Raw genomic sequence first — 14,970 nt, forward strand, 5'->3', positions numbered from 1 at the left:
AATCGATTACCATGTCAAAATCATATTTCCCAACTATCGGAAAAATTAAATTTGAGGGCAGGGAGTCCAAGAATCCTCTTGCTTTCCGGTTTTATGACGAAAACCGGATCATTCAAGGAAAAACCATGAAAGACCACTTTCGGTTTGCCATTGCCTATTGGCACAGCTTCTGTGGAACGGGGAACGATCCTTTTGGTCCGGGTACCCTGGTGCGGGAATGGGATAAAGCATCTGACCCGATTCAGCGAGCAAAGGATAAAATGGACGCAGCCTTTGAATTCATAAGTAAAATAGGAGCTCCTTTCTACTGTTTTCACGATGTGGATTTGATAGATGAAGGCGAAGATATCGCTACTTATGAAAAGCACATGCAGACTATTGTCGAATATGCAAAGCACAAGCAGCAGGAAACAGGCATTAAACTTCTTTGGGGCACGGCCAATGTGTTTAGTAACCCACGCTACATGAACGGTGCTGCTACCAATCCTGATTTCAATGTTTTGAGCCGGGCTGCCACCCAGGTCAAAAATGCCATTGATGCCACCATAGTACTGGGCGGCGAAAATTATGTTTTCTGGGGTGGAAGAGAGGGGTATATGTCCCTTCTGAATACAGATATGAAACGTGAAACGGAGCATCTGGCCCAATTCCTCAGCATGGCAAGAGATTATGGTAGAAAGCAGGGTTTTAAGGGTACGTTCCTGATCGAACCCAAACCCATGGAGCCCACCAAGCATCAGTACGATTACGACGCGGCGACTGTCGTGGGATTTTTGAGGCACTATGGGTTGGATAAAGATTTCAAATTAAACATTGAAGTGAATCATGCCACGCTGGCTGGACACACTTTTCAGCATGAGCTGCAGGTTGCACAGGATGCCGGTTTGTTGGGCAGTATAGATGCCAACAGAGGAGATTACCAAAATGGATGGGATACAGACCAGTTTGCCATCAATCTTCAGGAACTGACCGAAGCCATGCTGGTATTGTTACAGGGGCCTGGGTTTACTACTGGTGGTGTAAACTTTGATGCGAAGATCAGACGGAATTCCACCGATCTGGACGATCTGGTTCACGCACATGTAGGTAGCATGGATGCTTTTGCCAGAAGTTTACTCATTGCCAGTGAAATCATGGAAAAATCCGATTATCAGTTGCTTCGCAAAAGAAGGTATGCTTCGTATGACGGTGGCAAGGGCAAGGATTTTGAAGAAGGAAAACTTAGTCTGGAAGACCTGAGATCCCATGCGCTGGAAATGGGTGAGCCAGAGATGATCAGCGGTAAGCAAGAAATGTACGAAAATATCCTGAATCAATACATTTAAGCCTACCAAACTTACAAAACCAAAACGGCTTCCCTTGATGAGAAGCCGTTTTGGTTTTTTCCTTTATTCTTGGGCTAGTAATGCATTGATTTCTTTGATCATTGCTTCACTGAGGCCGGGAACCAGATTCATGTCTTCATCCCAAAAATCAATTCTGGAAAGTACGCTCCCTACGAGGTCTTCCGGCGTTTTAATTTTCCATAGCTGATCGAAATAATGCAGGTTTTCTTCCTTATCCCTTAGAGGAATGGATTCCCCTTTGTAATGTCCTCTGTAGAATACCAACAGCGCCGCAAAGGCTTTACACAGGTTCGAGGGCAAGCGGTCCTTTTTTTGGATATACTCCAAAATCGAGGGGAGCACCCGTACCTTCCATTTTGCGATGGAATTCAAAGATATATCGATCAGCTTGTGTTTGATAAAAGGGTTTCTGAATCGATCCAGCACATCAGCAGCAAAAGGTTCTACCAGATCCGAAGACAAATCCATGGAGGGAATGATTTCTTCAAAAATGGTTTTCTCTACAAATTGACTGGTTTTCGGGTCGTCCAACGCTTCTTTGACCAAGCGCTGCCCACTAAGATAGGCTACCGGCACCATACTGGTATGGGCTCCGTTTAATATCCGTACTTTCCGCGTGCGGAAAGGACTTAAATCGTCTACAAATTTCACATTTAGACCAAGTTTCTCTACAGGAAATGCCTCCGGAAGCCAATCTGGTCCTTCGATAGCCCAAAAGTGAAATGGCTCGGCCATAACCAGTTGGTCGTCTCTGAATCCAAGTTGCTGCTGTATCTTTGGTGCAGCCTCCACAGGAAATCCAGGCACGATGCGATCCACCAATGTGTTGCAAAAAAAATTGTACTTAACCAGCCAATCTTCAAAGGATCCAGGCAGGTCCCAGAGATTGACATACCTGAGGACATTTTCTTTGAGCTTATCCCCATTGGCTTCCACTAGTTCACAAGGTAAAATTACCAGCCCTTTTTCAGGGTCTCCCTTGAAATGCGTAAAACGTTGGTAAAGCATGGCGGTCAGTTTTCCCGGAAAAGCATCGGGTGTCAGCGTTCGGTCCTTGTCTTTTTCTTCAAAATAAATCCCGGCTTCGGTAGTATTGGAAAAGACAAACTCCAATTCGGGCTCGTTTCCCAAAGCCAGGAAGGCCGGATAATCAATATGGGGATTAATGGCACCTCTAACGCACTGAATCAACCTGTTTTCCTCAATAATTTGCCCTTTTTGGAAGCCTCTGGTAAGCAGGTGATACAGGCCTTCCTGGGCATTTATCCCGGCGGCGGGTTTGCGGCTGTGTACCTGTACCATTTGAATGTCACCATTGAAATCGACTTTTTCGTTTAGCAGGTCTACCATCCAATCAGCAAATCCTCTCAAAAAATTACCTGTACCAAACTGCACAATTTTTAAAGGTCTTGTCTGGTCGGAGGGAATGTTTTTTCTGTGTAAAGGTTTCATAAATTAATTCGGATTAGTTGAGTTAGTATTAAGTTGGATATTTGGAATTCTGCTGGAGGAGGTTCGGATAATCAGGTTAGCTTCCAGGGTTTTTTTTATCATGGGTTTCGGCTTGTGATCCCCATTTATCATTTCAAAAAACAGGGCAGCAGAATTCTCACCAATTGAAATGGCCTTTTGATCGACCGTGCTGAGTGCAGGTTCAGTAAATTCCGTAAAGGGTTCATTACTGAAGCCAATCAAACCCACTTCCTGAGGGATCTTAACATGGTTTTTTTTCAATTCCTGCAAGGCGCCTACAATCGCATAATCACTTGCCGAAAAGATGGCATCAAATCCAAAGCCCTGATCCAAAAGATATCGCGCACTAGTTCTGCCTCCATCCAACTGCATATTGCTTTCTACTACCATCTTTTCATCAAATTGTATACCATTATCCAGTAATGCCTGGGTATAACCGCGCAACCTTTCCTGATAAATTTTTATTTTCATATGGCTGGTAAAATGAGCGATGTGGCGGTATCCCTGTTGGATAAGATGATTTGTCGCTTGATAGGCAGATGAATAGTCATCGATCACTACCTGATTCACTTCCAGTTCGTCGGTGGTTCGGTCAAAAAACACCAATGGAATTCCTTTTTGAATGACAGACTCAAAATGGGAAAAAGAATGCGTGTTTTTTCCCAGCGAGACCATGATTCCATCCACGCGGGCATCCAATAGGGCATCAATTGTTTCAACCTCTTTTTTATAATCGTCATATGATTGGCTGATCATGACTTTGTAATCACGAGCATTGGCATATTCTTCAATCCCGCGGACAATAGAAGAGAAAAAATTCCGGTTGATGGTTGGAACAATTATGCCAATAAGCTTACTTTTTCCGTGACGGAGTGCTGCTGCAATTCGATTGGGTTTGTAATTGATAGCCTTGGCGGCTTCTAAAACCATTTTTTTTGTGGCAGGGCTTATTCTGGGATGATTGTTCAAAGCCCTTGAAACTGTGGAGGCGGTGACCCCAATCTCCATTGCAATATCATGAATGGTAATTTTTTCTTTTTTTTTCATTGGGCATTCTAGAAAACCGTAACTAGCAAAACAGCCCTGAAACCGTTTAAAATGAATATTAAGGAAATAATCCAGCAAATGCAATCGATTGCGCTATTATATGTTTTATTCTTTTGTGATATTCTTTATATTTAATCCTTTATTAAACCGTTTTCCATTTCTTATACAGAAAATGAAAGCACCATAGCAGTGAATACCATAAAAAGTACTGTATTAATTAATTAAATCTCATTAAACTTTAATATCTAAAGAAACACTTATGAAATTCAATAGTAAATTTTGGTCACCTGTTGCTGCCTCAATTTTACTTTTATCCATCTCATGTTCCAACGAAAAAAATGTGGAAAAAGAAGTGAAAACTACCTTTAACGGAGAAAAAAATGAAATCAAACTAGTAACCTTAGACCCGGGACATTTTCATGCCCATTTGGTAAAAAAATCCATGTACGAGCAGGTAGATCCTAAAGTACATGTTTACGCACCAGGAGGACCGGAATTGCAGGCTTACCTGCAAGCAATTGAAAGTTATAATTCCCGGGAAGAAAACCCTACCAATTGGCAGTTGGAAGTATACACTGGGGATGATTACCTGGAGAAAATGATTCAGGAAAAGAAGGGAAATGTCATGGTTACTGCCGGTAATAACCGGGAGAAGACAGCTAACATTAAGGCTACTGTAGATGCTGGCTTTCATGTCCTGGCAGACAAACCTATGGCCATTGATGTAGCGGGGTTTGAATTGCTCAAAGAAGCTTTCGCTTCGGCCAATGAAAATAACGTGTTGCTCTATGACATTATGACGGAAAGGTTCGAAATATCCACCATTCTTCAACGTGAATTTTCCATGATTCCGGAAGTTTTCGGTACCCTGGTGGAAGGAAGCCTGGAGGATCCCGCCATTACCAAAGAAAGTGTGCACCATTTTTACAAGCAGGTTTCCGGCAAACCGTTGATTCGACCCGCCTGGTTTTACGATGTGAGCCAGCAGGGAAATGGTATAGTGGATGTAACTACCCACCTGGTAGATTTGGTACAATGGGAAAGTTTCCCCGAAACAATTATTGATTATGAGACCGATATTGAAATGCTTGAGGCCAGAAGATGGACCACAGATCTGACCATGGAGCAGTTTTCTCGTTCCACCGGCTTGGCATCCTACCCGGATTACCTGCAAAGGGTGGTGGAAAACGACACACTAAAAGTGTATGGAAACGGTGAGATAAACTACAAGATCAATGGTATTCATGCCAGGGTATCCGTAATTTGGAACTATATCGCTCCGGAAGGGTCTGCCGATACCCATTATTCCATTATGAGAGGAACCAAATCTAACCTGGTGATCCGGCAGGATGCGGAAGAAAATTACACACCTGAATTGTATCTGGAACCAGTTGAAGGAGTCGATCCCGAAGCATTTGAAAGCACGGTACAGGAGCAAGTCTCCAAACTGGCAAGTAAATTTAGTGGCCTGGATGTAGTGAAGGTGGAAGGGGAAAATTCCTGGCGGATAGTCATTCCTCAGGCTTTCCGTACCAGCCATGAAGATCATTTCAGGGAAGTAACGGAAGCTTACATCCAATACCTTACAGCGGGTAAATTGCCCGACTGGGAAGTTCCCAACATGCTGGCAAAATATTATGTCACTACCCGGGGGCTTGAATTGGCTCAATAACTTGCAGCAGGATGCACATGGAAAATGAAAGAAGAAAATTTATAAAGCAGGCAGGCCTTGCTGGGGTGGGTTTGGCAGGGGGAATCTCTTTCCCTGCTGCCCTGACTGGCTCCCCAGCCAAAACCCTTACGGAAATGAAGCGCGCCAAACAGAGTATTATAGGCCCTTATGGCCCTTGGTTGGATCAGGTAATGAAAAGGCAATTACCATCCCTCTCTTTTCGTAATGATTCGTTTACCGATTTGGACAAATGGAAGTCTCTTGCGCTGGGTCGGACCAAAGAAAGACTGGGTATTCCGGTTTTGGGTGAGCTTCCCAGGGTGAAGATCCATGATTCCCACGTGTACGATGGGTTGCAGATAGAGGAAGTATCCTGGCAACTCCCCTATGGACGGCCTACCAAAGCACTCATTTTGAAACCGGAAGGGGCAACCGGTAAATTACCTGCTATCCTGGCTTTCCATGACCATGGTGGGAACAAGTATTTTGGCTTAAGGAAAATTACGAAAACGGGAAAAGAACAGCATGAACTGATGTCAAGCCATCAGGAACATTATTACGAAGGAAATGCATGGGCCAATGAAATGGCCAAAAGAGGGTATGTGGTCATGGTATCGGATGCCTTTACCTTTGCCAGCAGGAGAGTGATGATGGAAGATGTTCCCGAAGATCAACGATCCGGACTGTCCGACAGGGATCCGGAAGCCCCTGAATCGATTGAAGCTTATAACCAATGGGCGGGTCAGCACGAACACGTAATGGCCAAATCGCTTTTTTGTGGTGGAACTACTTGGCCGGGAGTGTTTTTTGCAGAAGATCAGATGGCATTGGACTTGCTTTTGGCTCGTCCGGATGTAGACGAAAAGAACGTAGGCTGTGGCGGATTATCCGGAGGAGGACTTAGGACCGTCATGATGGCAGGGCTGGATCACCGGATTAAATGTGCCGTTTGCGTGGGATTTATGAGTACCTGGACCGATTTCCTTTTGAACAAATCTTATACCCATACCTGGATGACCTATATCCCCCGGTTGCCGGAGGAATTGGATTTTCCCGAAATCCTGGGCTTACGTGTCCCGCTACCTACGCTGGTTTTAAATGACGAGCAGGATCAATTGTACACACTACCCGAAATGAAAAGGGCAGATTTGATTTTGCAGAAAATATTTGAAAAGGCAGGGGCAACGAATAGTTACAAGGCTTCCTATTACCCTGGGCCACATAAATTTGATCAGGCAATGCAGCAGGAAGCTTTTTCCTGGTGGGATAAATGGCTGAAAACCTAAAAATAACTTCATGAAATCGAGCATGACGAAAATCTCACACAGCGGGATGATTATGAAGCATGCGAGATTCCATATGGCCATTAAGAAACAATTATAAACATATGAAAAATAACCTGATTACTCGAATTTCAAGTGCCCTGCTGGTTTCCTTTTGTTGGCTAATGCTATCAATCACCACCGCGGATGCCCAAACAGAGATGGATGAGATGCTTTGTGTGGGTGCTCATTGGACAGAAGAGGAAGGAGCGGCATTTCTTCAAATGATGCGGGAAGAATACAAAAGTGAAAATGCCTGGGATAAACGGGTAAGAGCCATTCGAAAACAGATTTTGAAGGGAACGGGACTACAACGTATGCCTGAAAAAACCGCTCTGAATCCCATCATGGGTGAGGTGCGCGTACACGAAGGCTATCAGGTGCAAAATGTGGCCTTTGAAAGCCTACCAGGAGTGTTTGTGACGGGAAGCGTATACATGCCTACGGAAGCTTCCGGAAAACTGCCCGGGATATTAAGTCCGCACGGACATTGGGACCAGGAAGGGGATGTAGGACGGTACCGGGCCGATGCCCAAAAACGATTCGCTTCCATGGCACGAATGGGAGCTATGGTCTTGGCGTACGATGCCGTCGGATATGGACAGCAGGAAGAGTTAGGGTGGGAGCACCGTGTTGATGGGGAAGTGCTCAAATTGCAATTATGGAATAGCATTCGAGGGGTTGATTTTATCCTTTCACTAGGTGCAGATCCTCAAAGGCTGGCCGTTACTGGTGCATCTGGTGGTGCCACCCAATCCTTTTTGCTGGCGGCGGTGGATGACCGTATCGACGTAGCTGCACCGGTGGTGATGGTTTCCGCTCATTTTTTTGGTGGTTGTGTGTGTGAAAGTGGCATGCCCATCCACAAATCCAAAAACTTTCAAACCAATAATGTGGAAATTGCAGCTATGATTGCTCCCAAACCGTTGTTATTGGTCTCTGTGGGAGGGGATTGGACCAAAAACACCCCGGAGGTAGAATATCCCCACATTCAATATATTTATAATCTGAAGGGAAAGCCTGAAATGGTGCAAAATGTTCATATTCCGGGAGATAATCACGGATACGATGCCAAAAAGCGACAAGCGGTCTATCCTTTTCTGGCCAAACACCTCGGACTGGATCTTTCAAAAGCCTTGCATGCCGATGGTAGTTTAAATGAAGAGGACGTAGTGTTGGAAACGCAAGAGACCCTATATCCTTTTGATGACAATAACCCCTTTCCTGAAAGTGGGATTACCTCTATTTTTAATGTAAAATGGGACTAGAAATGAATAACAAGCAAACCTACAGAAGGGATTTTCTTAAAAAGACCCTGATATCTGGATTAGCACTGAGTACGTTGGGAGCCTGGTCCGCCAAAGCTTCTTCCATGAAATTTGGCCTGGTGACTTATTTATGGGGGAAAGACTGGTCCTTACCTGAACTGATTGCCAACTGTGAAAAAACTGGGTATGAGGGAGTGGAATTGCGTACCGAACATGCCCATGGCGTAGAGGCACACCTGAACAAAAATGAAAGAAGGGAAGTGCGAAAACGGTTTGCGGATAGTCCTGTGACCTGTATCGGGTATGGAAGTAATTTCGAATACCATAGTCCGGAGCCTGCTGTACTAATAGAAAACATTCAGCAAACCAAAGCATATATTCAACTTTGCCGGGACATTGGTGCCACCGGGATCAAGGTAAAACCCAATACATTGCCGGAGGGGATTTCCCGCGAAAAAACCATTTCCCAAATTGCGAAGTCTCTCAGTGAAGTAGGAGATTTCGGCGCGGATCACGGGCAATTGATTCGGGTGGAAGTTCACGGACGAATTACCCAGCAGTTACCGGTGATGAAGGAAATATTTGATCAGGTAACTTCCTCAAATGTTAAAATCTGTTGGAACAGCAACGATACGGATCTGATGGATCCAGGCTTGGAAGCGAATTTTGCGATGGTAAAACACTGGCTGGGAGATACCACTCACGTCCGAGCTTTCAATGAGAATTCCTATCCTTATCAGGAACTTTTCCGCCTATTAGAGGGGGCGGATTATCAGGGATGGGTATTGTTGGAAGCTCATAGTAATCCTGAGGACAAGATTGCGTCCATGCGAGAGCAAAAGGCCCTTTTTGAAGATTTTATAAAGAACATCTAATTAAAAAAAAACAAACCTGAAATAAACATGTCAGAAAGAAGAGAATTTATTAAAAAAAGCCTGCTGGGAAGTGCGGGTATTGTCATGGCGGGCATGAGCATGAGCGCGAAGTCTTACGCAAACATTATGGGAGCCAATGATCAAATGAATCTGGCAGTTATTGGAATCCGAGGACAGGGAACAAACCATATCAACCAATTTTGTAAACTGAAAGAAAGCCGAAATGTAGTGATTAAAACACTATGTGACGCGGATGAGAAAACATGGTCCGAAAAAGTGAAATTGGTAGAGGATAGCGTTGGAGATACCCCGGGTACGGAATACGACATGAGAAAGGTCCTGGAGGATCCGGAAGTAGATGCGGTTTCTTTTGCCACTCCAAATCACTGGCATGCATTGGGTACAATTTGGGCCTGCCAGGCAGGGAAGCATGTTTACGTGGAAAAACCTGCCAGCCACAATGTGTATGAAGGGAGAAAGATGATCGAAGCAGCACGGAAATACAACCGTATTGTGCAGGTAGGATTTCAGAATCGCTCCATTCAAAACGTGATGGAAGCGATGAAATTTTTACATGATGGCAATATCGGAGAGGTGTACATGGCCCGCGGCTTGTGTTACAAGCCCAGGAATTCCTTTGGGATTTCAAGGGACAGTGCGCCACCAGAAGGGCTTCATTATGATTTATGGCTGGGTCCGGCACCCTACCGGGCATACAATGAGAAAAGAGGTCATTACAACTGGCACTGGCATTGGGATACCGGTAACGGTGACACTGGCAATCAGGGGCCCCATCAATTTGACATCGCCAGATGGGGTTTGAATAAAAATGAACATCCCGTTTCGGTGTATTCTGCGGGAGGAATTTACGGGATTTCTCCCCAAGAGTGCTCGCAGGAAACACCTAATACGCAGACATCGCTCTTTACATACGATGATGGGAAAATGCTGGAATTTGAAACAAGGGGCAGGTACACACATGGAGAATCTAGTCTGGGAATCAAAATAGGAAACATGTTTTACGGGACCGATGGCTACCTTGAACTGGACGGCAGTACCTGGAAAGCCTTTCGAAAGGATGAAAAAGAACCCTTTGCCAGCTCTCAAAAAGCACAGGCTGAAACCTCGGGTGGATCCAATGTTTTGGCAGCCCCGGGAGGATCCGAACATTATGCTAACTTTCTGGATGCCGTCAGAGATGGTAAAAAGGAAAGCTTGCATTGTGATATCCGGGAAGGATACTATTCTTCCGCCTTGCCCTTGATTGCAAATATCTCCTACCGCCTGAAAAGAGAGTTGAAATTTATGGGAGAGTATGAGAAGTTTGCCAATGATACAGAGGCAGATACCATGTTGACCAGACCCAGCCGGCCACCTTATGTAGTTCCTGAGCAGGTTTAATTTCGGTCAGGGTAAAAAAAACAAGGGGAGGGCATGATGTCATTCCCTTTTGTTTTTTTGGCTGCAACGGCTCGTTCGGACCTATAAAAAGACCCGATTACCCTGCAGTTGTCAGTGATTATTAATGTCTTTCTAATTCTAAAACCCATTTTCCAATGAATCGCATTTTCTTCACCTTATTGATTTTTGTCTTTCTTGGCTTATCAAGTCAGGCTCAGGAAGATTTGAAAGTCATTCAACCACATTGGGTTAGTTTTACGGACGGCCCCAATGCCCTTTACCAGCACCAGGCAGCGCAGGCCTTTAAAATGCTAGATGCCAGAGAGGAGGCGGTAAAGCAATTGCGTACCCTTGGGGACTGGAAAGGTTGGCAGGAGGAGGTAAGAAAGACATTGATGAAAGTGGTGGGACCCTTTCCGGAAAAGACCCCGCTTCGGCCAGAAATCACCCGAACGATCCAAAAGCCCGACTATCGAATGGACCATGTGGTCTTTCAGTCCCAGCCTGAATTTTATGTAAGCGCCACCCTTTTCATACCAAATGGATTAAAATCAAAAGCCCCGGCCATTATTTATTGTTCGGGCCATGCCCTGGAATCCTACCGGAGTTTTACCTATCAGCATGTGATTTTGAATTTGGTAAAAAAGGGATTTATTGTTTTTGCCTTTGACCCTGTGGGGCAGGGAGAAAGACTTGAATACTACGATTCCGCCACTGGTAAGCCTACCATCGGGGGACCTACCAAACAACATTCCTATCCCGGTGCGCAGGCTTTTATTGCCGGATCGTCCCAGGCAAAATACATGATATGGGATGGAATCAGAGCGATTGATTACCTGATTTCCCGGCCTGAAGTGGATCCTGAAAGAATAGGCATCACTGGCAGATCTGGTGGAGGCACCCAAGCTTCTTATATAGCTGCCTTTGATGACCGTATTTATGCTTCAGCACCTGAAAATTACCTGACCAATTTTAAGCGGCTCTGGCTGACTCATGGGCCACAGGATGCCGAACAAAATTTTTACCGGGGGATTGCTTCCGGGCTGGATCAGCCCGACTTGCTGTTGGTGAGGGCACCCAAACCTAGTTTGCTTATTGCCACGAGCAGAGATATATTCAATATTGAAGGGGCAAGGGAAACAGCAAATCAGGTTCAGCGTATTTACGAGGCTTACGATGCGCCGGGTAATTTTGCGATGGTGGAGGACGATGATGGCCATGCATCCACCCATAAAAACAGGGAGGCCATGTATGCCTTTTTCCAAAAGCACCTTAATCTGCCAGGAAAATCATCCGATGAAAAGATTGATACCTTGAGCAAAGAGGAGCTCATGGTTAGTCCAAAAGGGCAATTGCTGGAGACCTATCCAGGGAAAACCGTACAGGAACTCAATCAGCAATTCATTTCCGATCAGCCTACCGGAAGCCTGGAAGATCGGGTTGCGGATTCAAGGGAATTATCCGGATACCTGGAGCCTGAGGGAGAATCGGAGCGTATGATGACCGGCAGGTACCAACGCGAAGGATATGTCGTAGAAAAGCATTTGATAAAAGGAGAGGGGGAATATTGGATTCCTTTTTTGCTTTTGATCCCCGACCAAGTCACTGCTGAAGCAGTATTATACCTTAATCCCGAAGGAAAAGGGGCCGATGCCTCGGTTGGAGGAGAGATGGAGGCCCTGGTAAATGAAGGGGCCATGGTCCTGGCACCTGATCTGTTGAACACCGGGGAAATGGGAAACGGAGGTTTCAATGGTGACTCTAATTTCGAAGGGAATTCCTTTAATCATTGGTTCGGAAGTATTTTGATCGGAAGGAGTCTGGTAGGTCTGCATGCTGGAGATGCCAATCGATTGGCAAAGGTGCTGCAGGAAACTTCGGGTAGAGAAACGATCAAAGGCCTGGCCAAAGGACGTATGTCAGCCGTTCTACTTCATGCAGCGAATTACAATGAGGCTTATTCGTCGATTGCATTAATTGATCCCATGGTGTCTTACCGAGAGCTGGTGCAAGAAAGAAACTACGATCCTTCCCTGATTCCGTTTTCGGTGGCTAACTCCCTTCCTCATTATGATTTGCCTGATCTGCTCGAACACCTGGCGGACAAAAAACCGTTGGTATTGCAGGGCAATTCCGGGATGCCTTCCAAGGGGCAATCGCTACTGCCGGAAAGACCTACCCTGGAAAAAATTAATTTTATACAAACAGCGGATCCCGAAGAAAGAAAGGGGTATTTGCAGCAATGGCTTCAACCATGATTTACCGGGTAATAACAAATCAGAGAGGTTTAACTTAGCCAAGACCGTTTAACTTTACTTTGGTTGGCCTTACCTAAAACAGAAAAAGCTACCTTTCGAGGTAGCTTTTTGTTTGTGATTGCGATTGTGATTTAGTTCCGATTAATAGCGTTCAGCATATCAAAGGCTAATTCCAGACGTTTTCCGAAATTTTCCTCTCCTTTTCGTAACCAAACCCGGGGGTCATAGGATTTTTTATTGGGATTATCTGCGCCATCAGGGTTACCCAATTGCGTCTGAAGGTATGCCTCTTTTTCGTGGTAATATTTCAATACCCCTTCCCAGAAGGCCCACTGCAGATCTGTATCGATATTCATTTTTATAGAGCCATATCCATTCGCTTCGCGGATTTCTTCTACAGTGGAACCTGATCCTCCGTGAAATACGAAGTTTACGGGTTTACCGGTAGTTCCGAATTTCTTATTAATAAAATCCTGAGAATTTTTCAGGATATCCGGTCTTAGCGAAACGTTACCGGGTTTGTAGACCCCGTGCACATTACCGAAGGCGGCGGCTATCGTAAACATATCACCGACCTTGTTTAGCTCTTCGTAAGCATAGGCGACTTCTTCGGGCTGGGTATAAAGTTTGGAGCTGTCTACATCGGTATTGTCTACACCATCCTCTTCTCCACCAGTCACACCCAGTTCTATTTCTATCGCCATCTGAAGCTTAGCAAACTCTTTGAAGTAGTCTACCGAAATGGAAATGTTTTCTTCCAATGATTCTTCTGATAGGTCCAGCATGTGTGAACTAAACAAAGGCTTTTTAAAGGCTTCGTAATAGGCTTTTCCTTCGGCTAGTAAGCCGTCAATCCAGGGAAGCAATTTTTTAGCGGCATGATCCGTATGCAGGATTACCGGAACGCCATAAACTTGCGCCATTTTTTGCACGTGCATAGCACCGGATACGCCACCAGCGATAGAGGCCTGTTGTTTGTCATTGGGCAAGCCTTTACCAGCAAAAAATTGCGCACCCCCATTCGAAAACTGGATCATCACGGGAGAATTGACTTTTTTTGCCGTTTCCAGTACAGCATTTACTGTATTGCTGTTGATACAGTTTACGGCTGGCATTGCAAATTCACTTTCTTTGGCATAAGCCAATAGGTCTTTCAGCTCTTCGCCGTATTTAACTCCAGGTTTGAATTTCATAAGGAATGGTTTTTGATTAATGATAGTATGATTCTATTTCTGGAAGAAATGAAGAATCAAAGTGCAAAGATAGGAATACCGCTGAACAATTGCCTTATGATTTGCATGAAAATAACCGATTTACCAAAGAATGCTAGTGAAAACGCGGTTTTAATCTTTATTAGAAACTATAAAATTTCCTTTTTATCTTTGATTTATGGAAAAGATAACGATTACCGGAGTACCAGAACATTTTAATTTCCCATGGCTAAAGTTGGTAGAAAAACAACCATTTTTGGACGAGGATATACAACTAGTCTGGGAAAATGAATCCAAAGGCTCCGGAGCCATGAATAGATCCATCCGGGAAGGAAATACAGATCTTGCCATTATTCTAACAGAAAGTTTTGTAAAGGACAAAATTGAAGGAAACCCGGGAAAAATCATTGGTTTTCATGTAGATTCGCCACTCGTATGGGGAATTCACGTACCTGGAAACTCCAAGTTGGAGCAGGTTTCTGAATTAAAGAATGTCCCTTTTTTGGTAAGCAGAATGGGTTCCGGTTCCCATTTAATGGCCTTTCTCCTGGCCAGAGAGCAGGGCTGGGACACAGCGGGCATAAATTTTGAAATTATCGGTAATTTGGATGGAGCCATCAAATCCTTTAAAAGCGCTAATCCGAAAGCCTTTCTTTGGGAGAAATACACCACACAGCCGCTCGTAACAAAAGGATGGTTCCGTCGGATCGGTGAAATACCCACTCCCTGGCCTTGTTTTGTGATCGTTGCCTCTGATCATTTTCTGAATACACACCCGGAGCTTACTGATAAATTGCTGGACGCGATCTATGCCATCAACTCATCCCTGATGGAGGATAAAAAAGCAATTGCTCCGGCGATCCAAAAAACCTATGACCTGGGTGCCGAGGATGTGAATCAATGGCTGAAACAAACCTCCTGGGCTACCTCAAAGAAGATTCATCCCGTTCATTTGGAGAATACCATGAAAATGTTGTCAGAAGTGAAACTGATTCAAAAAACCCTACCGACAAGTGCTTTTTTAGCAGCGGTAACGCCATAAAAAAAGTGCTGTCTCGGACCGGAAACAGCACTAAATAAAAATTTAACCATTGCTA

11 protein-coding genes are annotated in these 14,970 nt (G+C 44.7%); 8 read left to right on the forward strand and 3 right to left on the reverse strand.

From position 1 onward, the window contains the following. Positions 1–11 precede the first annotated feature (11 nt). Complete coding sequence (gene xylA / locus GKS34_RS00105) at positions 12–1,325, forward strand: xylose isomerase (protein ID WP_163382794.1); 1,314 nt, start codon at positions 12–14, stop codon at positions 1,323–1,325. A 63-nt stretch (positions 1,326–1,388) separates the two neighbouring features. Here the strand turns inward: xylA and GKS34_RS00110 are convergent, their stop codons facing one another. Together GKS34_RS00110 and GKS34_RS00115 are read right to left on the reverse strand one after the other, a co-directional pair. Continuing rightward, complete coding sequence (locus tag GKS34_RS00110; protein WP_163382795.1) at positions 1,389–2,798, reverse strand: tagaturonate reductase; 1,410 nt, start codon at positions 2,796–2,798, stop codon at positions 1,389–1,391. A gap of 3 nt (positions 2,799–2,801) precedes the next feature. Then, a complete protein-coding gene (locus GKS34_RS00115; RefSeq protein ID WP_163382796.1) occupies positions 2,802–3,866 on the reverse strand; it encodes a LacI family DNA-binding transcriptional regulator in 1,065 nt (354 codons plus the stop codon). A gap of 259 nt (positions 3,867–4,125) precedes the next feature. Here GKS34_RS00115 and GKS34_RS00120 point away from each other — a divergent pair, with 259 nt between their 5' ends. The 6 genes from GKS34_RS00120 to GKS34_RS00145 all read left to right on the forward strand — a co-directional run bounded on the left by GKS34_RS00120 (position 4,126) and on the right by GKS34_RS00145 (position 12,662). Next, positions 4,126–5,538: a putative oxidoreductase C-terminal domain-containing protein gene (locus tag GKS34_RS00120; protein WP_163382797.1), complete on the forward strand. Its 1,413-nt coding sequence runs from the start codon at positions 4,126–4,128 to the stop codon at positions 5,536–5,538. 11 nt (positions 5,539–5,549) lie between these two features. Beyond that, complete coding sequence (locus tag GKS34_RS00125) at positions 5,550–6,824, forward strand: prolyl oligopeptidase family serine peptidase (RefSeq protein ID WP_317167948.1); 1,275 nt, start codon at positions 5,550–5,552, stop codon at positions 6,822–6,824. Positions 6,825–6,925: 101 nt separating this feature from the next. After that, positions 6,926–8,128 carry an alpha/beta hydrolase family protein gene (locus GKS34_RS00130; protein ID WP_163382798.1) on the forward strand — a complete coding sequence of 401 codons (1,203 nt, stop codon included), beginning with the start codon at positions 6,926–6,928 and terminating at the stop codon, positions 8,126–8,128. 2 nt (positions 8,129–8,130) lie between these two features. Continuing rightward, complete coding sequence (locus GKS34_RS00135) at positions 8,131–9,003, forward strand: sugar phosphate isomerase/epimerase family protein (RefSeq protein WP_163382799.1); 873 nt, start codon at positions 8,131–8,133, stop codon at positions 9,001–9,003. Between the two features lie 27 nt (positions 9,004–9,030). After that, entirely contained in the window at positions 9,031–10,404 is a 1,374-nt protein-coding gene (locus GKS34_RS00140; RefSeq protein WP_163382800.1) for a Gfo/Idh/MocA family protein, read from the forward strand. A 155-nt stretch (positions 10,405–10,559) separates the two neighbouring features. Further along, positions 10,560–12,662 carry an alpha/beta hydrolase family protein gene (locus GKS34_RS00145; RefSeq protein WP_163382801.1) on the forward strand — a complete coding sequence of 701 codons (2,103 nt, stop codon included), beginning with the start codon at positions 10,560–10,562 and terminating at the stop codon, positions 12,660–12,662. Positions 12,663–12,793: 131 nt separating this feature from the next. On the opposite strand, the gene fbaA is transcribed toward GKS34_RS00145, so the two are convergent. After that, a complete protein-coding gene (gene fbaA, locus GKS34_RS00150; RefSeq protein WP_163382802.1) occupies positions 12,794–13,855 on the reverse strand; it encodes a class II fructose-bisphosphate aldolase in 1,062 nt (353 codons plus the stop codon). 196 nt (positions 13,856–14,051) lie between these two features. Between fbaA and GKS34_RS00155 the strand changes: the two genes are divergently transcribed. Further along, on the forward strand, positions 14,052–14,915 hold the full coding sequence (locus tag GKS34_RS00155; protein WP_163382803.1) for a type 2 periplasmic-binding domain-containing protein: 864 nt from the start codon (positions 14,052–14,054) through the stop codon (positions 14,913–14,915). Positions 14,916–14,970: the final 55 nt, after the last annotated feature.

Origin of the sequence: Cyclobacterium jeungdonense (assembly GCF_010994275.1) — a bacterium.
GTDB classification, from domain to species: Bacteria; Bacteroidota; Bacteroidia; order Cytophagales; family Cyclobacteriaceae; genus Cyclobacterium; species Cyclobacterium jeungdonense.